The 20695-nt window shown below is 59.9% G+C and carries 19 protein-coding genes, 5 tRNA genes and 2 pseudogenes; 10 read left to right on the forward strand and 16 right to left on the reverse strand.

The features are described 5' to 3' along the window. Window positions 1-87: 87 nt before the first annotated feature. Window positions 88-1084 (forward strand): annotated as a pseudogene (cra, locus tag ACQY47_RS10515) (catabolite repressor/activator). Between the two features lie 2 nt (window positions 1085-1086). Continuing rightward, window positions 1087-1863, forward strand: a complete 777-nt coding sequence (locus ACQY47_RS10520) for a TatD family hydrolase (protein ID WP_428557061.1) — start codon at window positions 1087-1089, stop codon at window positions 1861-1863. On the opposite strand, the gene ACQY47_RS10525 is transcribed toward ACQY47_RS10520, so the two are convergent. The 6 genes and pseudogenes from ACQY47_RS10525 to ACQY47_RS10550 all read right to left on the reverse strand — a co-directional run bounded on the left by ACQY47_RS10525 (window position 1810) and on the right by ACQY47_RS10550 (window position 8472). Continuing rightward, the gene (locus ACQY47_RS10525; protein ID WP_428557062.1) at window positions 1810-2238 is read right to left on the reverse strand and encodes a hypothetical protein; all 429 of its coding nucleotides are present in this window, start codon (window positions 2236-2238) and stop codon (window positions 1810-1812) included. The two genes, ACQY47_RS10520 and ACQY47_RS10525, sit on opposite strands and share 54 nt — an antisense overlap. Before the next feature lie 126 nt (window positions 2239-2364). Continuing rightward, complete coding sequence (locus tag ACQY47_RS10530; RefSeq protein ID WP_428557353.1) at window positions 2365-3078, reverse strand: methyl-accepting chemotaxis protein; 714 nt, start codon at window positions 3076-3078, stop codon at window positions 2365-2367. Window positions 3079-3222: 144 nt separating this feature from the next. Next, a pseudogene (locus ACQY47_RS10535) lies at window positions 3223-4362 on the reverse strand (HAMP domain-containing protein); the annotation flags it as partial. 495 nt (window positions 4363-4857) lie between these two features. Continuing rightward, window positions 4858-5694 (reverse strand): regulatory signaling modulator protein AmpE, encoded by an 837-nt coding sequence (gene ampE / locus ACQY47_RS10540; RefSeq protein WP_138451122.1) that lies wholly within the window; start codon window positions 5692-5694, stop codon window positions 4858-4860. Beyond that, on the reverse strand, window positions 5691-6254 hold the full coding sequence (gene ampD / locus ACQY47_RS10545) for a 1,6-anhydro-N-acetylmuramyl-L-alanine amidase AmpD (RefSeq protein WP_099550501.1): 564 nt from the start codon (window positions 6252-6254) through the stop codon (window positions 5691-5693). Before ampD ends, ampE begins: the two co-directional genes overlap by 4 nt. Before the next feature lie 61 nt (window positions 6255-6315). Next, on the reverse strand, window positions 6316-8472 hold the full coding sequence (locus ACQY47_RS10550) for a DUF1631 domain-containing protein (RefSeq protein ID WP_428557063.1): 2157 nt from the start codon (window positions 8470-8472) through the stop codon (window positions 6316-6318). A 244-nt stretch (window positions 8473-8716) separates the two neighbouring features. On the opposite strand from ACQY47_RS10550, the gene nadC reads away from it, so the two are divergent. Next, window positions 8717-9565 (forward strand): carboxylating nicotinate-nucleotide diphosphorylase, encoded by an 849-nt coding sequence (gene nadC, locus ACQY47_RS10555; RefSeq protein WP_026013482.1) that lies wholly within the window; start codon window positions 8717-8719, stop codon window positions 9563-9565. 54 nt (window positions 9566-9619) lie between these two features. Here nadC and ACQY47_RS10560 read toward each other — a convergent pair whose 3' ends face one another. The 3 genes from ACQY47_RS10560 to ACQY47_RS10570 form a co-directional block, all read right to left on the reverse strand. Beyond that, complete coding sequence (locus tag ACQY47_RS10560) at window positions 9620-9925, reverse strand: DUF6388 family protein (protein WP_017134512.1); 306 nt, start codon at window positions 9923-9925, stop codon at window positions 9620-9622. Window positions 9926-10091: 166 nt separating this feature from the next. Beyond that, window positions 10092-10164: transfer RNA gene (locus ACQY47_RS10565), tRNA-Thr, on the reverse strand. Window positions 10165-10227: 63 nt separating this feature from the next. Further along, entirely contained in the window at window positions 10228-10641 is a 414-nt protein-coding gene (locus ACQY47_RS10570; protein WP_268934985.1) for a pilin, read from the reverse strand. 202 nt (window positions 10642-10843) lie between these two features. Between ACQY47_RS10570 and ACQY47_RS10575 the strand changes: the two genes are divergently transcribed. Genes ACQY47_RS10575 through yacG form a run of 4 tightly spaced genes read left to right on the forward strand, consistent with a single transcriptional unit; the run spans window position 10844 to window position 13732 of the window. Then, window positions 10844-12052, forward strand: coding sequence for a type II secretion system F family protein (locus ACQY47_RS10575; protein ID WP_428557064.1), 1209 nt, complete (start codon window positions 10844-10846; stop codon window positions 12050-12052). After that, a complete protein-coding gene (locus ACQY47_RS10580; RefSeq protein ID WP_305729033.1) occupies window positions 12049-12915 on the forward strand; it encodes a prepilin peptidase in 867 nt (288 codons plus the stop codon). Before ACQY47_RS10575 ends, ACQY47_RS10580 begins: the two co-directional genes overlap by 4 nt. Next, the gene (coaE, locus tag ACQY47_RS10585) at window positions 12912-13535 is read left to right on the forward strand and encodes a dephospho-CoA kinase (RefSeq protein WP_017134508.1); all 624 of its coding nucleotides are present in this window, start codon (window positions 12912-12914) and stop codon (window positions 13533-13535) included. The genes ACQY47_RS10580 and coaE overlap by 4 nt, the downstream gene beginning before the upstream one ends. Next, the gene (gene yacG, locus ACQY47_RS10590) at window positions 13532-13732 is read left to right on the forward strand and encodes a DNA gyrase inhibitor YacG (protein ID WP_017134507.1); all 201 of its coding nucleotides are present in this window, start codon (window positions 13532-13534) and stop codon (window positions 13730-13732) included. The genes coaE and yacG overlap by 4 nt, the downstream gene beginning before the upstream one ends. On the opposite strand, the gene ACQY47_RS10595 is transcribed toward yacG, so the two are convergent. After that, entirely contained in the window at window positions 13729-13944 is a 216-nt protein-coding gene (locus ACQY47_RS10595) for a hypothetical protein (RefSeq protein WP_003171680.1), read from the reverse strand. The two genes, yacG and ACQY47_RS10595, sit on opposite strands and share 4 nt — an antisense overlap. Before the next feature lie 74 nt (window positions 13945-14018). Next, window positions 14019-14708: an energy-coupling factor ABC transporter permease gene (locus ACQY47_RS10600; RefSeq protein WP_428557065.1), complete on the reverse strand. Its 690-nt coding sequence runs from the start codon at window positions 14706-14708 to the stop codon at window positions 14019-14021. Between the two features lie 129 nt (window positions 14709-14837). Between ACQY47_RS10600 and ACQY47_RS10605 the strand changes: the two genes are divergently transcribed. The 3 genes from ACQY47_RS10605 (at window position 14838) to ACQY47_RS10615 (ending at window position 17089) form a co-directional block, all read left to right on the forward strand. Further along, window positions 14838-15467, forward strand: coding sequence for a DUF1780 domain-containing protein (locus ACQY47_RS10605; protein WP_017134504.1), 630 nt, complete (start codon window positions 14838-14840; stop codon window positions 15465-15467). Window positions 15468-15556: 89 nt separating this feature from the next. Next, on the forward strand, window positions 15557-15730 hold the full coding sequence (locus tag ACQY47_RS10610; protein ID WP_017134503.1) for a DUF3094 family protein: 174 nt from the start codon (window positions 15557-15559) through the stop codon (window positions 15728-15730). Between the two features lie 60 nt (window positions 15731-15790). Beyond that, window positions 15791-17089, forward strand: a complete 1299-nt coding sequence (locus tag ACQY47_RS10615; protein WP_017134502.1) for an NAD(P)/FAD-dependent oxidoreductase — start codon at window positions 15791-15793, stop codon at window positions 17087-17089. 191 nt (window positions 17090-17280) lie between these two features. Here ACQY47_RS10615 and ACQY47_RS10620 read toward each other — a convergent pair. From ACQY47_RS10620 to clpB, 5 genes are all read right to left on the reverse strand, one after another. After that, a tRNA-Pro gene (locus tag ACQY47_RS10620) sits at window positions 17281-17357 on the reverse strand. A gap of 93 nt (window positions 17358-17450) precedes the next feature. Continuing rightward, window positions 17451-17526, reverse strand: a tRNA-Lys gene (locus ACQY47_RS10625). Between the two features lie 5 nt (window positions 17527-17531). Then, a tRNA-Pro gene (locus ACQY47_RS10630) sits at window positions 17532-17608 on the reverse strand. Window positions 17609-17618: 10 nt separating this feature from the next. Further along, window positions 17619-17694 (reverse strand) — tRNA-Asn (locus ACQY47_RS10635). A gap of 303 nt (window positions 17695-17997) precedes the next feature. Then, a complete protein-coding gene (clpB, locus tag ACQY47_RS10640; RefSeq protein ID WP_428557066.1) occupies window positions 17998-20562 on the reverse strand; it encodes an ATP-dependent chaperone ClpB in 2565 nt (854 codons plus the stop codon). Window positions 20563-20695: the final 133 nt, after the last annotated feature.

Consider the following 20695-nt stretch of genomic DNA (forward strand, 5'->3'; position numbering starts at 1 on the left):
TTGAGCTCAGACAATAGTCGTGTGCAGGAATCGGTTACGATTGGACAAAATGTCGGGGCAAGCTCTAAAAAACAAGGAAATCCCGGTTTGAAACTCAGTGATATCGCACGTCTGGCCGGTGTGTCCGTTACCACCGCCAGCTATGTCATCAACGGCAAGGCCGAACAGCAACGCATCAGCAGCGCCACCGTCGAGCGTGTGCGTGCTGTGGTCGAAGCCCATGGCTTTACGCCCAACCCTCAGGCCGCCGGGCTGCGCAGTCGGCACACGCGCACCTTGGGCTTTATCTTGCCCGACCTGGAAAACCCCAGCTACGCACGCATCGCCAAGCTGTTGGAACAAGGCGCGCGGGCGCGCGGCTACCAACTGCTGATCGCCAGCTCCGATGATGAAGCCGACAGCGAACGCCAACTGCTGCAACTGTTCCGCGCGCGGCGCTGCGATGCACTGTTCGTGGCCAGTTGTTTGCCGGCCAGCGATGACAGCTACCGTGAGCTGCAAGCCAAGGGCCTACCGGTGATCGCCATCGACCGGGTGATGGAACCCGGGCAGTTCTGCTCGGTGGTCAGCGACGACCGCCAGGCCTGCCAGCAACTCACCAGCAGCCTGTTGCAGCCGCTGCCCAAGCAGATCGCGCTGATCGGCGCACACCCCGAACTGAGCATCAGCCAGGAACGCGCTGCCGCGTTTCCGTGAAGCCTTGAGAGACTTCAAGGGCGACGTGCTGATCGAGCAGGGTGAAGCCTTCAGCCGTGACTGTGGCCGCCAACTGATGGAAGAACTCCTGCAACGCCTGGGGCATTTGCCTGACGCGCTGGTGACGACTTCCTACGTGCTGCTGCAAGGTGTGTTCGACGCGTTGCATGACTTCCCGCTCAAGTCCCGGCCGTTGCGCCTGGGCACGTTCGGCGACACCCAACTGCTCGACTTCCTGCCCCTGCCGGTCAACGCCATGGCCCAGCAGCATCAACTGATCGCCGACACCGCCCTGCGCCTGGCCCTGGCGGCCATCGAAGAAGAACAGTATGAGCCCGGCGTGCATGCCATCGGCCGAACCTTCAAGCAGCGCATTCACGAGGCTTGAGCGTGGAGCTGATCGACACCCACACCCACCTGGACTTCCCGGATTTCGACACGGATCGCCGGGAAGTCCTCGCCCACAGCCGCCAACTCGGCGTGCAGCGCATGGTGGTGCTGGGTGTGTATCAGCAGAACTGGCAACGGCTGTGGGATCTGGTGCAGGACGATGAAAGTTTATTTGCCGCCTTCGGCCTGCACCCGGTGTATCTGGAAGATCATCGCCCCGCCGACCTGATCGAGTTGGGTGATTGGCTGACCCGTCTACAGGGCCATCGGCAACTGTGCGCCGTCGGTGAGATCGGGCTGGATTACTTCCTCGAACAGCTGGACCGCGAACGTCAGCAAAGCCTGTTTGAAGCGCAGCTGAAACTGGCTGTGGATTTCCAGCTCCCAGCCCTGCTGCACGTGCGCCGCAGCCACGCGGCAGTGATCGCCACCCTCAAACGCATCCGCCTGCCGCGCGGCGGCATCATTCATGCGTTTGCCGGCAGCGTTGAGGAGGCCCGCGAATACATCAAACTCGGCTTTAAACTGGGCCTGGGCGGCGCGGCCACTTGGCCCCAGGCGCTGCGTATGCACAAGGTGCTGACCCAGCTGCCGCTTGAGGCGCTGGTGCTGGAAACTGATTCGCCGGACATGGCGCCGGCCATGTACCCCGGCCAGCGCAACAGCCCGCAACACCTGCCGGCTATCTGCGACGCCTTGGCCGAACGCATGGGCATCAGCCCTTCAGTGCTGGCCGAAACGAGCACACGCAACGCGTGCGAGCTGTTCAACTGGTAGCACGTTGACCACCTGCAAATCCAAGGTCAGTCGCTGCCGGTGGCGCACGTAACGCAGCGTCAGAAAGTGCATAAGTACCACTATCAATGAAACGTTGAGCTGCCCGACCATACTGATCAGGCCGAGCCACTCGGCCACCATCGCCACGATCAGCACCACGCTGGTCAATACCATCAAGCTTGGGTGCACCATGGCCCAGTGATCCAGGGATTTGAACTGGCGCAGCTGCCTGGGGCAATTCAATTCCAGGACCCACTGACAATACGGGCAATCAAACGGCTCACGGATGGCAATCGCGTTCAATTGCCAGGGCTTGAGTTCGAAGGTGATGTCGCAATGGGCGCAGTGCCCTTTGATGCCGATAACCGCCGTCATCGCGTTGCCTCCCGAGACCCCTGAGTGGGTGAAACAAATTCTCACCCAATCACGGCTTCAAAACAGGCACACCGAAAAATCAGGACAGGCACCACAAACCATCAAGCCTATTCCTACGCGCAGGTCTTACACGCGAAACGCCCCGATCAAGTGCTTCAGTTCAATGACCTGCAACGACAGCTGCCGGCTGGCGGCCTCGGTCTGCTGCGCGCCCTGGGCCGCATGTTCGCCGGCTCGATTGATTTCGACGATGTTTTGGTCGATATCCTGCGCGACTGCGGTTTGCTGCTCGACGGCGGCGGCGATCTGCTGGTTCTGATCGACGATCATGCCCACGGCGCCAAGGATATTTTCCAGGGCCTGCTGGACCTTTTCCGACTGAGCCACGGTGCCGTTTGCCATGGTATGGCTGGTGCCCATGGCCTTCACCGCCGCGCCTACACCGCCGTGCAAACGGCTGATCATCTGTTCGATTTCTTCAGTGGAATGCTGGGTGCGTCGGGCCAGGGTGCGCACCTCATCGGCCACCACCGCAAAACCACGCCCCTGCTCACCGGCGCGCGCCGCCTCGATCGCCGCATTGAGCGCCAGCAGGTTGGTTTGTTCGGCGATGCTTTTGATCACTTCCAACACGCTGCTGATGGACTGGCTGTCGGCGGCCAGTTGATTGATCACCCGCACCGATTCATCAATCTCCGACGCCAGGCGCGCAATGCTGCCCTGCTGGGATTGCACCAGGCCACGGCCGGTGACGGTTTCGTCGTTGACGCTATGGGCGCTGTTGACCGCCGCCGCCGCGCTGCGTGCCACTTCCTGGGCGGTGGAAGACATCTGGTTCATCGCCGTCGCCACCTGTTCAATCTGGCTACGCTGGCCGGACACCGCTTGGTTACTTTGCGAGGAGACGGCCTGCACCTGGCCGGCTTGCAGCTCGACCTGGCTGACGGTGTGCCCCACACGTTCGATCAGGTCGTGGATCTTGGCCACGGTGCCGTTGAACACTTGGCCCAGGTCGCCCAGTTCATCGCGACTGTGGGCCACAAACGTGACGGTCATGTCGCCGGCCGCCACTTTGTCCATCATCGCGCCCAATCGGCGCAAGGTAGTGCGCGTGGAGGCATAGAAGCCTGCATACAAATAGAAGATCAGCAAGAACACCGCCACCAGGGCACACACCAGCACCACCATGTGCGTGCGGTTTTGCGCCAGGCGCTGCTGCAGTTGCTGCTCAAGGAACGTCAGGGTGGCGTCATTGAGCTGGTAGGTCTGGGCCATCAGTCGGCTGACATCGTCGTAGAACCCCTGCCACGGCGCGTCGAGGGTTTGCGCCATGACGACCTGCTCTTCAAACAACTCGCTGCCTTGTTTGAGGCTGGCACTGCTGGCCTGGGCCAAGCTGTCGAGCGCCGTGTGCGCGGCGGTACTGGCGCCAAGGGCATCCTGCAGCTTCAAGGCGTATTCAGCCTGGAGTTTTTCTAACTGTTGCAACAGTTCGTCAAAGCGCGTGCTGGAGGATGAATTGAGAAAGCCCTGGCCGAGGGAGTACGCGCCCATGGCCCGCCCCTCGCCGAGGGTTTGGGTGACTTGCGCGGTGACGCTGGTGAGCAGCTCGCTGAGCTGGCGCAAATCACTTTGAGGGTCGCGGCTCAAGCCGGACTGGCTGGCGATGATCTGGCTCAACATCTGCGCCTTGTTGAGTAATTTGCCGATCAGCGCGCTTTTGCTCAGCAGCGAGGTTTCCTGCTGCTGGGCCTTGAAGGCGGCGATCAACTCGTCGCGTTTGCCCTCGAAGGCGCTGGCTTGCTCAGGGTCGACGGTCATGGCATTGAGACTTTGCAGACGGCTCAGCACGCCCTGCTCCAGGGCACTGATCTTGCCTTCGAGGTCGCCGGCCTTACCTGATTGCCCCAGCACCGCGTTGATCTGCACCTGATTGTTCAGGGTCTCCAGATCGCGCCGCAGGGCCAGGCTGCTGCCGAGCAAATCGAGGCTTTGCAGTTCAATGCGGGTGCCCTGGAATTGCGACCAGGAGTCACGCACCAGAAAATAGTTGGTCGCCAGCATCGGCAGCAGGAACAGCACGCTGATCAGGCTGAACTTCATGCCAAAACTCAGGCGGTTCATCAGGGCGACAGCGGGATAGAGCAAGCGCTTCACGGGTGAGCTCCCTTTCTTATTTTTATTGAGGCGCAGGGCGGCGGCAGATAGCCACTATTTGGCGCTCTGACTGTATAGCTCAATTTGAAAGGGAGTTTTGTAACGTAAGGTTAATGGCTTGGAAATTCACCACAGACCCAATGTGGGGATGCAGGCACCTTGGTGTATCAGGCATACCGAGTTGATGCCATCGCAGCATAGGTATCTACACAACTTTTGAAGGCAGCCACTTTCTCCTGTGGCGAGCAGGCTTGCCCTGCGTTGGGCTGCGAAGCAGCCCCAGTAAAGGCACTGCAATTTTCCTGAAAGAACTCAGCGTCTGGGTTTGGGGCCGCTTCGCAGCCCAACGCAGGGCAAGCCTGCTCGCCACAACAGCCTAACCGGTTGTGTAGATACCTATGGCCATCGCAGGCAAGCCAGCTGCCACACTTTGACCGCATGCAGCCATCCTGTTGCGAGGAGCTAAGGCAACACCGTCCAGATCGCGAACCCGGCATACCACAGCACCGCGGCCCGCAGCAGCAGTTCCCACAGACGATCCAGGCTGTTGATGCCATCGGCCCCCACCACCGGTGGTGGAATTTCAGCCGCCACCAAGCCAACTTTTTCCATCAGTTGCGCAGCGCTGATGTCCCAGCTCAACAGCTCATGCAGCATCACCCGGCTGACCGCGACAAAGTTACCCACCAGGGCAAAGCTGGCCGCCAACAGACGCACCGGCAGCCAATCAAATGCGTGACGCAATTGCCCGGCGCGTTCGGCGACCAGCGGGTTCTGGCTGTTCTCGCTGGCCAATGCCAACAGGCGATAAGCCAGGGCCGCGACCGGACCAAGCAGGAAATACCAGAAAATCACCGCAAAAAAACTTTGGTAGGCCTGCCACAGCAAATGGCCTTGAACCCGCTCCAACAGTTGCTCGCCACTGTCGGCGGCCACCTTCAGGTCGCGCTCGGCAACGTGCTCGGCAGCTTGCAGGTCACCGCGCCGCCAAGCGTCGCGAAACGGCCCAAGCTCGCCCAGCAGGTCGCCGCGCCCCAGGCTGTAGATCACCACCAGCAAATGCACCGGCAGCGCCAACAGGCCATAAGCCACGGGCTCCAGCACCAACAGCAACAACCCCAGCACGGCCACCGGCAACAACACCAGCAGTACCAGGATCAGCCAAGGCTGCTTGCCCATGCGCGGGCTCGACTCCAGCTTGGCCAGCTCGCGCAGCCATCCGCCGTCACGTTGCAACCGCCGACGCAGGGCCGAGAACTTCTCGATCCACACCGCCAGCACCAACACCAGGAAACTCATCGTGCGTGTCCTCCATCCTGCAGGGCGCTGCGAAAGCGCGTCCAATCAAAAGCCGGGCCCGGATCGGTCTTGCGTCCCGGTGCGATATCACTGTGACCACAAATACGCTGCTGGGTAATGCCTGGGTAGGCCGACAACAGTTGCCGGGCCAGGTCGATCAGCGACACATATTGCGCATCGGTGAACGGTAGCTCGTCCGTGCCTTCCAGTTCGATCCCGAGGGAAAAGTCATTGCACACTTCACGCCCCTCGAAACTGGACACCCCGGCATGCCAGGCACGCTCCAGGCACGACACAAATTGTGTCACCAAGCCGTCGCGCTCAATCAGAAAATGCGCAGACACCCGTAGGCTGGCAATGCTTTCAAAGTAGGGATGCTCCGTGACGTCCAGGCGGTTCTGGAAAAACTCCTGCACTTTGCCAGTAGCAAACTGCCCCGGTGGCAGGCTGATGTTATGCACCACCAACAGTGAGATCTCGCCGGCGGGGCGCTCGTTGAAGTTGGGCGACGGGCAATGACGGATGCCCTGGCACCAACCGCTGGTGGGGTCCAACTGCATACGGGTTCCTTGAATGAGACGAGGTGTTACCAGTATGCCGCGTTCAGCCCTGCGGTTGCGATCACTTGCCGCGATTGAGTTGGCGCAGCGTGCCAATCACCGACGTCAGCGCGCGGTCGAACAGCAGCCCCTCATCAAGGCTGCGCAGCGCGCCCTGCTTGAGGGCCATGGCCAATTGGCCGGCACTTTTCTCGAGGGCTTTGAGCCCGGTGCGGCTGACAAAAATATAGCGGTTGGCCGGCGCCATGATGGCCTTCAGCTTGCAACGCAGCCGGCTGCCGTCCTCCTGCTGGAACTCAAACCAGTGACCAATGTGCAACTGCTGGACCTTGAGCAACTCCGGATCATCACTGGGCAGACTCGGGATGGCGTCAGGCACCTCGCTACTGAGCGAAAACGGCTCACGCACCTCGATCAGCGTGTCCAGGCGCTCGCCTTCGAACGACTGCAGGTGCATGGCCTGCAAACGTACAAAAAATTCGCGGGTGCTGAAGGGGTCGAACGCAGCACTGGTCAACCCATCACGCAAGGCTTTGAGCAGGCCGGGCAGTTGCTCAAGCAAGTGCCGGCCGGCCTCGGTGTCTTTTTGCAGGCTGACGCTCCAGATCAATTCGTCCATGGTGCGCACGGCCGCCTGCCATTGCACTGACTGCTCGCCCTGCTTGAGGCTGGCCAGCAACAGCACCTGGCTCCAGGCCTGCTGGATAAACTGCACCACGGACTGCGGCAACACTCGGCCCACCAACCGTCGATTGAGCACCTCGGCCACCCGCTGACGCGCGGCGTCTTTGCGCACCCGGCCTTCTTCGGCCTCACAGGTGTGCTGTTCGAGCAATTCGCTGCGGTGGCGCTCGTCGGCAGTAGAGGCACTGAACTGCGCCAGCACCTGGGGGAAAATCGCCAGGTCTTCAACGAACTCATTCAACAGCCGTTGCACCACCTGCTCAGTGCGCAGGTACAGGCTGTCACGCTGATAATCATCGCGCGGGCTCCATGTCATGGCGGCGCTGGCGATTTCATTGAGCAGACGTCGCGCCGGGTGGCTGGCGCGGCTGAAAAAACTCTTGTCCAGCACCGCCACTTTCAACAACGGAATCTGCAAGCGTGCGATCAAGGCCTTGAATACGTCAGGCACGCAGTGGTCAGTGAGGATGAACTCGAACAACAGCGCGACCAGGTTGATCACATCCTCATCGGCGTTTTCCACCACACGGGATTTACCGCTCTTGACGCTCACGCGGGTCAACAACTGTTCAAGCTGGTTACGCAGGTCGAAGTCGTCTTCGGCTTCTGGCTCCGGCACGTATTGTTGCAGGTGGGAGAGCAGGCGCAGCAAATCGCGGGTGGCGATGGGCTGGGGTTCGGCGCTGGCTTCCAGGGTGGGCGCGACGCTGCCACGCACGGCAGCGAGCAACTTCTGCAACGCGGCGAAGGCTTGCTGGCCGTTTTCATCCAAGGGCTGATCAACGGCCTGCACACTGCCTTCGCGCTGCTGCTCGCGAGCTTCACGCCCACCTGGGCGGCGTGACGGCACAGCCTTGAGCTGCGGCAAAACGCCAGTGGCAACCAGCAGTTGGTTGGCCTCGGCGTACAGTTGGTCGGCGTCACTGAGCACATACTTTTCGAACAGCTTGAGCATGATCAGCTTGACGCGAATCTCCACCCCCAGGCTGCGCCCCGCACGCAGGAAGAACTCGCACAGCAGTGCCGGGCCCAGCGGGTTATCGCGCTCATCCAGGGGGTTGCCGAGCAACGCACCCAGGCGCGCGGTCAATTGCCCCAGCGCCAGGCCATCGCGATGGCGCACCCGGCCGAGCATGGCCTCCAGCGCGACGGCTTTTTCCAGCTCATCACTGGACGTACCCGGCGCCGCCTCATAGGACACCACCGGCACCAGGTGAAACTCACCGCGCTCGGCCTGGCCCAGGTCGATAAATGCGGCGAACAATTGCTCCATGAACACGCGCTCGAAATTCTTGCGCTTGAGGCGCAGGTCACGCATGGCTTCAAAGAAAATATGGTGGTCGACGTTGCTGCGGGCCTTGTCGGCCATTTCAAACAAGGTGTCGTCAGCGTTATCGAACAGCTCCTGCAAACCTTGCTGCAACTGCTGTGCAGCCTTGTCGCGAACCTGCAGCAACACCACCGGCAGGCGCGCGAGCGGCGATGGCGTGGCCTGTGCCCGATTGATGGGCACCACCTTTCCGTCAATGTGCATCCTGGCCTCCTGAAACGGCGGTGTTGAGTTGGGGAAAAATCGGCTACAGGCCCCATCGGGCTGCAAACACCGGTTATCTCCAAGGACGTCAAAGCTATGACGCCAATCGCAAGGCGCGAGATTATCTTGCAAATGGGGGCTGTTGCGCCAGTGAACTCTGCCAATGCGCTGTAAATGAGTGGCGAGTATGGGTTCGGCAGCGCGCTGCCCCTATAATCGAGGCACTTTGTTTGTGGAGCCTGTTATGCCGAATCTCCGTCTTGCCGACCTCACCGCCGAAATCGAAGCCAACGTGCGCCGCGCACTGCTGGAAGACATCGGCAGCGGCGACATCACTGCGCAACTGATCCCGGCCGAACGGCTGGCCAAGGCCACCATCATTACCCGCGACGCAGCCGTTATCGCCGGCACCGCCTGGGTGGACGCGGTGTTCCGCCAGCTCGACCCACGGGTTGCGGTGCATTGGCAGGTGGCCGACGGTGAGCGTGTGAGCCCCAATCAAGTGCTGTTCCACCTTGAAGGCCCGGCACGCTCACTGCTGAGCGGCGAAAGGTGTGCGCTGAATTTTCTGCAGATGTTGTCAGGTGTCGCCACGCGCGCGCAGTACTTGGCGGACTTTGTCGCCAGCACTCAGGTCAAGTTGCTGGACACCCGCAAAACCCTGCCGGGCCTGCGCCTGGCGCAGAAGTACGCCGTGACTTGCGGCGGTTGCCACAACCATCGCATCGGGTTGTATGACGCGTTCCTGATCAAGGAAAACCATATCGCCGCCTGTGGCGGGATTGCCGAGGCGATTACCGCCGCCCACAAGATCGCGCCGGGCAAGCCGGTGGAAATCGAAGTGGAAAGCCTGGAGGAGCTGCGTGAAGCTTTGGCGGCGGGCGCCGATATCATCATGCTCGACGAGTTGAGCCTGGATGACATGCGTGAGGCCGTGCGCCTGAATGCCGGCAAGGCCAAGCTGGAAGCCAGCGGCGGGATCAATGAAACCACCTTGCTGCCTATCGCGCAGACCGGGGTGGACTACATTTCCATCGGTGCGATGACCAAGGATGTGAAGGCGGTGGATTTGTCGATGCGACTGAGCATCTGAGCAAGCAACATCCGAGCAAAAGGAGCGAGGTTGCTCGCTCCTTCAATTTCGCGCTCAGATCGCGAGATTATTCATCCCGCAATACTCGTTCCAGTCAACGCCCAGTACCTCGGCGGCCTCCTTGTGCAAGGCCAGGCGCGCCGCTTCGAACTCTTGCGGCGTCGAGGTGTACTTGAGGGTCAGTTCCCATGGCTGCAGGCCCTGGGCCTCGGCCTCATCCTCGAAGGCCCACTGGATCTGGTCCTTTTGATCATCGGCGCTCAGGTCCTTGATCTCGTCGAGCAGTTCCGGGGATTCCGCGACGTATTTTTTGAGGGCTGCTTCGTGCCGCTGTTCCTGGGTCATTTCTTGTGTGGTCATGTTGTTCTCTTAGATCATGGAATGGGGATGCATCTGGGTCATCAAGGTTGCGCAGATACAAAAGAGTGGGCACGAATGCCGCCTCGTCTGGCCTTCAGAACCATTCTGGGATCATCTGAAAACGTTGCCTTTGAAACAGTGTCGCCGTTGAAACAGTGTTGCCTTGTGCCCGAGACAGGAGTCGAACCTGCGACCTTCGCGTTACGAGTGCGCTGCTCTACCAACTGAGCTACACGGGCGGTGGGCTAAAGCTAGCACCGCATTGGGCAGGCAGCAACAAACTCGCTGACCGCCGGCAGGCATTACGCCCCGTCGGCGCCGCAACCCTTGGCGGCGTACTGCGCCTCGACCGTGGTGGCACAGGCCCAACCCTGGGTGGCGCTGCGCGTCAAGGTGATGGTCTTGCCCAGTACCGGCGCCGGCGCGTCGAGGATTTCGCAGGTAATGGAACCGACGCCCGTGGCCACATCGCCGGTTAGGGTGATCGTGCAGTTGGCAGTCGGGCTGGTGCCACCAATCAAAGGCAAGGTCGGCACAGTGCCCTGGTTAAGGGTGTCTTCAAAACCGGCCTTCAACGCCGCAATTTCAGCCAGCCCCGCCGTGAACTTGGCCTTGGCCTGGTGCTTGGTGTACATGGGCAGACCGATGGTGGCCAAAATGCCGATGATTGCCACGACGATCAACAACTCGATCAAGGTAAAGCCTTTCTGACGCATCACATTCACTCTCCAGAATAAAAACCTTATCAAGGCGCGTCCTGCGCCCCGCAGTGTGCAGCGGCGCCAGTGTACTCATCCGTGAGCGCCCAATTGTGGGTAAGACGCACATTCTGACATTTTATCGTGCGCCCACGAGCGGTCCGAATCCGTCATCTGACTAAGCTATAAATCTACGACGACCTGTGTGCGGACCTGTGCCATGAATGACGCTTCAACGATCTACGCCTGGGAAGGCACCAACCGCAAAGGCCGCCGGGTGTCCGGGCAAGCCACCGGGCATAACCTGGCACTGATCAAGGCACAGCTGCGCCAGCAGGGGATTTACCCCGGACGCGTGCGCAAAAAGGCTTCGCACCGGCCATATTTTGCCGCGCCGATAAAACCCGCCGACATCGCGCTGTTCACGCGCCAATTGGCGACCCTGTTAAAGGCAGGCATTGCGCTGCTGCAGGCGTTCGACATCATCTGCGAAGGCTTCGAAAACCGGCAGATGCGCGCGTTGATAAAAGGCTTGAAGCAGGAGATTGCCGCCGGTAGTAGCCTGGCAGCAGCGCTGCGCAAACAGCCGCGTCACTTTGATGACTTGTATTGCAACCTGATTGCCGCAGGCGAACAGGCAGGCGCCCTGGAAACATTGCTCGAACGGGTGGCGATTCACCTGGAAAAAAGCCAGCAGCTCAAGGCGCGAATCAAAAAAGCCATGACCTACCCTATCGCCGTAATCGTCGTCGCCTGCCTGGTCAGTGCAGTTTTGCTTATCCACGTGGTGCCGCAGTTCCAGAACCTCTTCGCCGGGGTAAACGGCCAACTACCAGGCTTTACCTTGCTGGTGATTGCGCTGTCCAACTTCCTGCAGCACGCCTGGTGGATGCTTGCCCTGGGGCTGGGTATGGCAATAACTGCGCTGCGCCATGCCTATCGGGCTTACCCGGGGTTTCGTGACGGGCTGGATGCCGCTTTGTTGAACGCGCCCCTGGCTGGCACACTGCTGAGGCGCTCAGCCATCGCCCGTTACGCCCGTACACTTTCAACCACCTTTGCCGCGGGCGTGCCATTGGTGCAGGCTCTGGACTCCGTGGCAGGCGCGGCAGGTAATGGGTTGTTCACAAAGGCGATCGAACATATGCGGCACGATGTATCCACAGGTGTGCCGTTGAACCAGTCCATGGCCCACAGCGGGCTGTTCCCCGGCATGGCCATCCAGATGACGGCCATCGGTGAAGAGTCGGGCACCCTGGACCTCATGCTGGATAAAGTCGCCAACCACTATGAAGCCGATGTGGAAAACCTGGTCGATAACCTCACCAGCCTGATGGAGCCACTGATCATGGTGGTGTTGGGGGGCATTGTCGGCGCGTTGGTGATTGCGATGTATCTGCCGGTGTTCCAGTTGGGGTCGGCGTTTTGAGCCTGCTGCTGGGTGAACAACCCTGGGTCTTTGTCGGGATGGCGTTGGTGCTCGGCCTGATCGTCGGCAGCTTTCTCAATGTGCTGGTGTGGCGCCTGCCGAAGATGCTCGTACGCGAATGGCGCGCCCAGGCCCAGGAAATACTCGGCCTGCCGGCCGACCCCGCCGGCCCTGTCTACAACCTGATGCATCCCAACTCGTGCTGTGCGCATTGCAGCCAGCCGATTCGCCCCTGGGAAAATATCCCGGTACTCAGCTACCTGCTACTCAAGGGGCGCTGCGCCCGCTGCCGCGAGTCTATCAGCGCGCGTTACCCCTTTACCGAACTGGCCTGTGCGCTGCTCTCGGCCATGGTCGCCTGGCATTTTGGCTTCGGCTGGCAAGCTGGCGCAGTGATGCTGCTGAGTTGGGGCCTGCTGGCGATGAGCCTGATCGACATCGATCATCAACTGCTGCCGGATGTGCTGGTGTTGCCACTGCTGTGGCTGGGGCTGGTCCTCAATAGCGGCGGTTTGTTGGCGACGCTGCCCGATGCGCTATGGGGCGCAGTCGTAGGCTATGTGTGCCTGTGGAGCGTGTTCTGGGTGTTCAAAGTGGTCACCGGCAAGGACGGCATGGGTTATGGCGACTTCAAGCTATTGGCCCTGCTCGGTGCCTGGGGTGGTTGGCAGATTCTGCCGATGACGCTGCTGATAGCGTCGCTGCTGGGCGTGTTCGCAGGCCTTGTCCTGATGCGTTTGCGCAAGTCCCAGGCATCGGTGCCGATGCCATTTGGCCCGTGCCTGGCAATTGCCGGCTGGATTGCATTGCTCTGGGGTGGTCAAATAACCGACTTCTATTTGCAGTCTGTCGGTTTCAGATGACCACTTGTGTCGCAACACCCTGGATTTTAGGCCTCACCGGCGGCATCGGCAGCGGTAAAAGCGCGGCCGCCCAGCACTTTATCGACCTGGGCATTGACCTGGTCGATGCCGACCATGCCGCACGCTGGGTGGTCGAACCCGGCCGGCCAGCACTCGCACGCATTGCCGAGCATTTTGGTGCAGGCGTGTTGCAGGCGGACGGCCAGTTGGACCGCGCGGCCCTGCGCAAGCTGATCTTTGAAGTTCCCGAAGAACGTCGCTGGCTGGAAGCCCTGCTGCACCCGTTGATTGGCGAAGAAATTCGCAGCCATCTGGCGCGCGCCCAATCGCCTTACGCGATCCTGGTCTCACCGCTGCTGATCGAGTCCGGCCAGTACAGCATGACCCAGCGCATCCTGGTGATCGACGTGCCGCAATCGCTGCAGATTCAGCGTACCCTGCAGCGCGACGGCATCAGCGAACAGCAGGTGCAGGCGATCCTCAAGGCTCAGTCCAGCCGTGAAGACCGTCTGAACCATGCCGATGACGTGCTGGTCAACGACAAGGACCTCGCCTGGCTGCACAGCGAGGTCGAGCGACTGCACCACTTTTACCTTACTTTGCGTGGAGGCCGATCATGAGCCAACCCTTGACCGTCGACTGCCCAACCTGCGGCGCACCCGTGGAATGGAAACCCGACAACCTCAACCGGCCGTTCTGCTCGGACCGCTGCAAGCTTATCGACCTTGGCGCCTGGGCCGCGGAAGAACACAAGATTCCGGTGAGCCCGGATGCCGAGGACGAGCTGTTCTCAGAAGACCTGCCGCCGCGCCACTAAGGCCGCATAAAGGCGTATTCCTGCTGGTCGTCGAGGTTTTCTGCAAGGTATTGCAGCTCGTCGGCCAGGTCTTCAAAACTGCGCACACCCTTGCTCTGCTGCACCACCGCACTGAGCATGGCGCGCAGGGTAAGGCCTGGGTCAAAACCGATTTCCTGTGCCGCATCCTGGCTTCTGCGCAACTCTTGCCGCGCCCATTCGTACACACTCATAGTCTGTGCCCCGCCCTGCTCAGTAAAATTTCGCAGAGCATGGGCCTGCGCGGCCGCCTGGGATTTGATCTGGATCAACGCCGCGAATCGTCATCCTTCCACGGCGCCGACAGGTAGCGCGTACGGTTGAAGGTCTCCAGCCATTCCGGGCAGAACACCACCAGGGCAGTGATGACCATGCCGTTGATAAACGCCTCGGGGAAGATGATCAGCCACAGGTAACCGACGAAGTCTTCCAGCCACTCGGGCATGGCAAAACGGCCGTCAAACCACAACAATCCCAACGCCGCCAGCAGGCACAGCAGTGCCGACAGCGCTGCGGCGAAAAAGCCGGAACAGAAGATATACACAAAGGGGTTTCGCGGTTGCGCCCGCTCCACCAGCAGCGCGCAGGTCTCGGTGACCAGCACCGGCAAGCCAATCAGCAGCAAACCATTGACCCCGACCGCCGCCAGGTCCTGGCGCCCCAGCAACACCAAACCCAATTGCGCGGCCAACCCGCCGACGATAGCCAGGGGCCAATCCAGCAGCAGGGTCACGGCGGTCATGCCGATAAAGTGGTAAGACACACCGGTGTCGAAATCCCGCCGTACCAGCCAGAGCATAAACAGGGCAAACACGGTGCCGAACAGCAAATGCTGGCGCCGCCGGTCGGCAAACAACTCGACCCACGGTGCGCGCAGGATCGCCCACATGACCAATGGCGCGTACAACAGCCAGCCAATGATGAGCGTTTCCGGCGCCAACACTGCAGCGCTGATCACGAGCGTAATGCCTTTGCAGAAAACCTCACCACACACCTCGTCCATGCAGTTGCTGTTGAATGAGCAGTCTACACCGGCGTTTCAAAGCAAGACTTCCTGCGGTCATCAATTGGACGCTAAGCTGCCAATATGGATGACTCAGATTATTTGCGCCTGCTCACCGTAGCGGCCGAACAAGCCAATGCGTTCCTGTCCAATGCCCGCAAATGGGAGCGTGAGCGTTGGGTCTGCCAGCGCCTGCTGCAAGGCTTGAACGTGCCTTACCGTGCCGAAGAGTTTCACCCCGCCGGCCAAGAGCCGCCGGACGTGTTGTTTCGCGACGCCAGTTTCGAAGTTTTTTTCGTATTGGATGAAGGCCGGCGCCTGAACGACGAATGGCGTGATGAGTTGCTGCGGCGGCGCAGTGCGTTTTCCTTGAGCCAGTTGGTGCGACGCGAAGCCAAGCCACGGCGCATTCCGGCCCATGAATTCCTGCTGCGCCTGGCGCCGACGTTGCGCAAAAAGGCACATAACTACAAAGAACGCGGCATAGACCTGGGCGAGTTGGACCTGATTGCCTTCACCAGCCTCAAGCGTGAAGTGCTGGACCTCAACAGCCATTTCCCACCGCCTACCGAATACCTGCGCCAAGGCTGGCGCTCGCTGTCGTTGGTAGGCCCGACCTTTGCGCGCGTACTGTTTGCCCACCCGGACGCACCGGACTTCTTGCGCAACAACCTGGGTCGCAGCATAGTATTCGACGTGGGCATCAGCCTGTGACGCGGGCACCGGCTACGCTTGTGGCGAGCCCGCCAACCTTCTGGCTGTAACGTGGCGCCCTTTTGCAACGTCTACCTGACGAGGCCTTTATGACCAGCCGCCTGAACCCCGATGACCAACAGCATGTCGAAGAGTACCTGCAACTCTCCCAAAACCGAGTCGAGCGCAAGCCTTTCCGGCCGTGGCTGCTCCTGGGTGTGGTGCTGTTGGTGGTGATCGGGCTCGGCCTGCTGAGCCGCCTTTTGAGTTACCTGACGCTATGAGCTGCATCGCGCTCGCGAGGGTAACTGCTCCGATTTCTTTTAGCCTTGCGAGATATCCCCATGACCCATCGTATTATTATCGTCGGCGGCGGCGCCGGCGGCCTGGAGTTGGCTACCCGCCTGGGTAAGACTCTGGGCAAGCGCGGCACCGCCAGCATCACGCTGGTGGACGCCAACCTCACCCATATCTGGAAACCGCTGCTGCACGAAGTGGCCGCCGGTTCGCTGAACTCTTCGGAAGACGAGCTCAATTATGTCGCCCAGGCCAAATGGAACCACTTCGAGTTCCAACTGGGGCGCATGAGCGGGCTTGACCGTGAACAGAAAAAAATCCAGCTGGCCGCGACCCTCGATGAAGAAGGCCGTGAGCTGGTGCCTGCGCGCGTGCTGGGTTATGACAGCCTGGTGATCGCGGTCGGCAGCACCACCAACGATTTCGGCACCGAGGGCGCGGCGCAACACTGTCTGTTCCTCGACACCCGCAAACAGGCCGAGCGCTTCCATCAACAATTGCTCAACCACTATCTGCGCGCCCATGCGGGCCAGACCGACGTGGAAGAGAACATCAGCGTCGCTATCGTCGGCGCTGGTGCGACGGGCGTCGAATTGGCCGCTGAACTGCACAACGCCGCCCATGAGCTGGCTGCCTATGGCCTGGACCGCATCAAACCGGAAAACATGCACATCACCCTGATCGAAGCCGGCCCACGGGTATTGCCCGCGCTGCCGGAGCGGATCGGCGGGCCTGTGCACAAAACCCTGGAGAAACTTGGGGTAACGGTACTGACCAACTCGGCGGTCAGCGAAGTGACCGCGGATGCGTTGATCACCAGCAGCGGCCAGGTCATTCCAGCGAGCCTGAAGGTATGGGCTGCGGGTATCCGCGCACCGGCCTTCCTCAAGGATATTGACGGGCTGGAAACCAACCGCATCAATCAATTGCAGGTGTTGCCGACCCTGCAAACCACTCGCGACGAAAATATCTTCGCCTTTGGCGACTGCGCCGCCTGCCCGCAACCAGGCACCGACCGCAATGTGCCGCCACGCGCCCAGGCCGCTCACCAGCAGGCTTCACTGCTGGCCAAGTCGCTGAAACTGCGGATCGAAGGCAAGGACCTGCCGAGCTACAAGTACACCGACTACGGTTCGCTGATTTCGCTGTCGCGTTTTTCGGCAGTGGGTAACTTGATGGGCAACCTGACAGGCAGCGTGATGCTCGAAGGCTGGCTGGCGCGGATGTTCTATGTGTCGCTGTACCGCATGCACCAGATGGCGCTGTACGGGTTCTTTCGCACGGCGATGCTGATGCTGGGCAGCAAGATTGGGCGTGGGACTGAGCCGCGGCTCAAGCTCCATTAACAGCACAAACTAATGTGGGAGCGGGCTTGCCCGCGATGGCGATCGATCAGCACAAGATGCACAGGCTGATACACCGCTATCGCAGCGGTGCGACGATTCGACAAGCCAGCTCCCACATTTTTTTGCGTAATATCTAAGATTTTCGCGCACAAAAAAAATCCCCGTATCTTTCGATACGAGGATTTTTAATATGGTCGGGGTAAGGGGATTCGAACTCCTGACATCCTGCTCCCAAAGCAGGCGCGCTACCGGACTGCGCTATACCCCGGTAAAAAAAGGCGACCTTTCAGTCGCCTTCTTCGATCAGTGCTTTTGGCCTCTGATCTTAAGATTCGATTCCAGCGTTAACTGGTCTCAAAAATGGTGGGTCGTGTGGGATTCGAACCTACGACCAATTGGTTAAAAGCCAACTGCTCTACCAACTGAGCTAACGACCCAAAAATGGTCGGGGTAAGGGGATTCGAACTCCTGACATCCTGCTCCCAAAGCAGGCGCGCTACCGGACTGCGCTATACCCCGGTTTTGAAATTGGCTCCGTGACCAGGACTCGAACCTGGGACCCAATGATTAACAGTCATTTGCTCTACCGACTGAGCTATCACGGAACTACATATTTCAAATTTACAACTTCTACTGCTTTACAACCTTCTCATCGGCTTGTCCGTATCGCTACGTTCACGTCTCTGAGGCGCGCTATTCTACAATCTTAAAAACCCCTGTCAACCCTTTAAATTGCTTTTAAGACAATGATTTGCGCTTGTTTCTGATTTCTTCTTGGGGAGAAGAAACCCGTGGGCTGACGTTGCTGCGGGGCGCACTTTACAAGCCTTTGCCTTACAGTTCAACGCCCTATCGAAAAAAAAGGCCCCGCAATGCGGGGCCTCCTCTTATCGCCATACAGGCCGGGCTTAGTGGAAGACGATTTCGTCGTTTTCCACCGTGGCCGCCACGCTGGTCCCCGGTATGAAGCTGCCCGACAGGATCAACTGCGCCAACGGGTTCTCGATCCAGCGCTGAATCGCACGTTTCAGAGGCCGTGCGCCGTACACGGGGTCGTAACCCACCGCGATCAACTTGTCCAACGCCTCGCTGCTCAGCTCCAGGTCAAGCTCACGCTCGGCCAGGCGGCTACGCAGACGGCCCAGCTGGATCTCGGTAATACCCGCGATCTGATCCCGCGCCAGAGGCTCGAAGATCACCACTTCATCGACCCGGTTGATAAATTCCGGGCGGAAGTGCGAGGTCAGCGCATCCATCACCGCCGCGCGCTGGGCCTCACGATCACCGACCAGCTCCTGGATCTGCGCCGAGCCCAGGTTAGAGGTCATCACGATCACCGTATTGCGAAAGTCCACAGTGCGCCCGTGGCTGTCCGTCAACCGACCATCTTCCAGCACCTGCAGCAAGATGTTGAACACATCCGGGTGGGCCTTCTCGACCTCATCCAGCAGGATCACCGAGTAAGGCTTACGCCGCACGGCTTCGGTCAGGTAACCGCCTTCTTCATAGCCCACATAGCCTGGTGGAGCACCGATCAGGCGAGCCACCGAGTGTTTCTCCATGAATTCGGACATATCGATGCGCACCATGGCCTCTTCAGTATCAAAGAGGAACTCGGCCAATGCCTTGCACAGCTCGGTCTTACCCACGCCGGTTGGGCCGAGGAACATAAACGAGCCGCTCGGACGATTCGGGTCGGACAAACCGGCCCGCGAACGCCGTACCGCATTGGACACTGCCACCACGGCCTCTTCCTGGCCGATGACGCGCTGGTGCAGCAGGCTTTCCATTTTCAGCAGCTTGTCGCGCTCGCCTTCAAGCATTTTCGACACGGGAATGCCGGTCCACTTGGAGACCACTTCGGCAATTTCTTCCTCGGTCACCTTGCTGCGCAGCAGCTGATTCTCGGGCTTGCCGTGCTGGTCAACCATTTGCAGGCTGCGCTCCAGGTCCGGGATCACCCCGTACTGCAACTCGGCCATGCGGTTCAGGTCGCCTTTACGGCGCGCCGCTTCCAGCTCCTGACGGGACTGCTCGATCTTTTGCTGGATCTGCGCAGAACCCTGCACTTCGGCTTTTTCCGAGGTCCAGATTTCTTCGAGGTCCGAATACTCACGCTCCAAACGCAGGATTTCTTCCTGAAGTTTTTCCAGGCGTTTCTTCGCTGCGTCGTCCTCTTCTTTCTTAAGTGCCTGGGATTCAACTTTCAACTGAATCAGGCGCCGATCCAGGCGGTCGAGCACTTCCGGCTTGGAATCGATCTCCATGCGAATGCGGCTGGCCGCTTCGTCGATCAGGTCGATGGCCTTGTCCGGCAACTGACGGTCGGTGATATAGCGATGGCTCAGTTTGGCCGCCGCAATGATCGCGCCGTCAGTGATCGCCACCTTGTGGTGCACCTCATAACGCTCTTTGAGGCCACGCAGGATGGCGATGGTGTCTTCTTCACTCGGTTCTTCCACCAATACTTTCTGGAAGCGGCGCTCAAGGGCCGCGTCCTTTTCAATGTACTGGCGGTATTCGTTGAGCGTGGTCGCGCCAACGCAATGCAACTCACCCCGAGCCAATGCGGGCTTAAGCATATTGCCGGCATCCATCGAACCTTCGCCCTTGCCGGCGCCGACCATGGTGTGCAGTTCATCGATAAACAGAATGATCTGCCCTTCCTGTTTCGACAGTTCATTAAGCAGGGACTTCAGGCGTTCTTCGAACTCGCCACGGAACTTGGCACCGGCGATCAGCGAACCCATGTCCAGCGACAACAAGCGCTTGCCTTTAAGGCCGTCCGGCACTTCACCATTGATGATGCGCTGGGCCAGGCCTTCGGCAATCGCGGTTTTACCCACGCCAGGCTCACCGATCAGCACCGGGTTGTTCTTGGTGCGGCGTTGCAACACCTGGATGGTGCGACGAATTTCGTCGTCACGGCCGATCACCGGGTCCAGCTTGCCTTCTTCGGCGCGCTTGGTCAGGTCGACGGTGTATTTGTCCAGGGCCTGGCGCGACTCCTCATGATTGGGGTCATTCACCGCCTCGCCGCCACGCAGGTTGTTGATGGCGTTTTCCAGGGCTTTTTTGCTCACGCCCTGGCCCAGCAACAATTTGCCAAGCTTGCTGTTGTCGTCCATCGCGGCGAGCAGCACCAGTTCGCTGGAGATGAACTGGTCACCTTTCTGCTGGGCCAGGCGATCGGCCTGGTTAAGCAGGCGCGCCAAGTCCTGCGACATGTTCACGTCGCCGGTAGGGTTTTGGATTTTCGGCAGTTGGTCGAGCTCTTTGCTCAACTCCTTGCGCAGGCTGTTGACGTCAAAGCCCACCTGCATCAGCAAGGGCTTGATAGAACCACCTTGCTGTTCCAGGAGCGCCTGCATCAAGTGCGCAGGCTCAATCGCCGGGTGGTCGAGGCCGACCGCCAGGGATTGGGAATCCGAGAGTGCCAACTGCAATTTGCTGGTTAAACGATCAATACGCATTAGTCACCTTCCTTTTGAGCAGGCCGGAGCTAGAAATACACATCCTGAATGAAGAAACCTGCCAGATACCCTTATAGATGGGGTGGATTCTGGAAGATTCAAGCAACTGATCCTTGATGTGGATCAGCATTGA

This window comes from Pseudomonas edaphica, assembly GCF_965277385.1.
Taxonomy (GTDB): domain Bacteria; phylum Pseudomonadota; class Gammaproteobacteria; order Pseudomonadales; family Pseudomonadaceae; genus Aquipseudomonas; species Aquipseudomonas edaphica.

What these genes read in the sequence shown, in the direction of transcription:
- ACQY47_RS10525 (WP_428557062.1), bottom strand. Translation starts at nt 2,238, where the DNA reads ATGACGGCGGTTATCGGCATCAAAGGGCACTGCGCCCATTGCGACATC.
- ACQY47_RS10530 (WP_428557353.1), bottom strand. Translation starts at nt 3,078, where the DNA reads ATGAACCAGATGTCTTCCACCGCCCAGGAAGTGGCACGCAGCGCGGCG.
- ampE (WP_138451122.1), bottom strand. Translation starts at nt 5,694, where the DNA reads ATGAGTTTCCTGGTGTTGGTGCTGGCGGTGTGGATCGAGAAGTTCTCG.
- ampD (WP_099550501.1), bottom strand. Translation starts at nt 6,254, where the DNA reads ATGCAGTTGGACCCCACCAGCGGTTGGTGCCAGGGCATCCGTCATTGC.
- ACQY47_RS10550 (WP_428557063.1), bottom strand. Translation starts at nt 8,472, where the DNA reads ATGCACATTGACGGAAAGGTGGTGCCCATCAATCGGGCACAGGCCACG.
- nadC (WP_026013482.1), top strand. Translation starts at nt 8,717, where the DNA reads ATGCCGAATCTCCGTCTTGCCGACCTCACCGCCGAAATCGAAGCCAAC.
- ACQY47_RS10560 (WP_017134512.1), bottom strand. Translation starts at nt 9,925, where the DNA reads ATGACCACACAAGAAATGACCCAGGAACAGCGGCACGAAGCAGCCCTC.
- ACQY47_RS10570 (WP_268934985.1), bottom strand. Translation starts at nt 10,641, where the DNA reads ATGCGTCAGAAAGGCTTTACCTTGATCGAGTTGTTGATCGTCGTGGCA.
- ACQY47_RS10575 (WP_428557064.1), top strand. Translation starts at nt 10,844, where the DNA reads ATGAATGACGCTTCAACGATCTACGCCTGGGAAGGCACCAACCGCAAA.
- coaE (WP_017134508.1), top strand. Translation starts at nt 12,912, where the DNA reads ATGACCACTTGTGTCGCAACACCCTGGATTTTAGGCCTCACCGGCGGC.
- yacG (WP_017134507.1), top strand. Translation starts at nt 13,532, where the DNA reads ATGAGCCAACCCTTGACCGTCGACTGCCCAACCTGCGGCGCACCCGTG.
- ACQY47_RS10595 (WP_003171680.1), bottom strand. Translation starts at nt 13,944, where the DNA reads ATGAGTGTGTACGAATGGGCGCGGCAAGAGTTGCGCAGAAGCCAGGAT.
- ACQY47_RS10605 (WP_017134504.1), top strand. Translation starts at nt 14,838, where the DNA reads ATGGATGACTCAGATTATTTGCGCCTGCTCACCGTAGCGGCCGAACAA.
- ACQY47_RS10610 (WP_017134503.1), top strand. Translation starts at nt 15,557, where the DNA reads ATGACCAGCCGCCTGAACCCCGATGACCAACAGCATGTCGAAGAGTAC.
- ACQY47_RS10615 (WP_017134502.1), top strand. Translation starts at nt 15,791, where the DNA reads ATGACCCATCGTATTATTATCGTCGGCGGCGGCGCCGGCGGCCTGGAG.
- clpB (WP_428557066.1), bottom strand. Translation starts at nt 20,562, where the DNA reads ATGCGTATTGATCGTTTAACCAGCAAATTGCAGTTGGCACTCTCGGAT.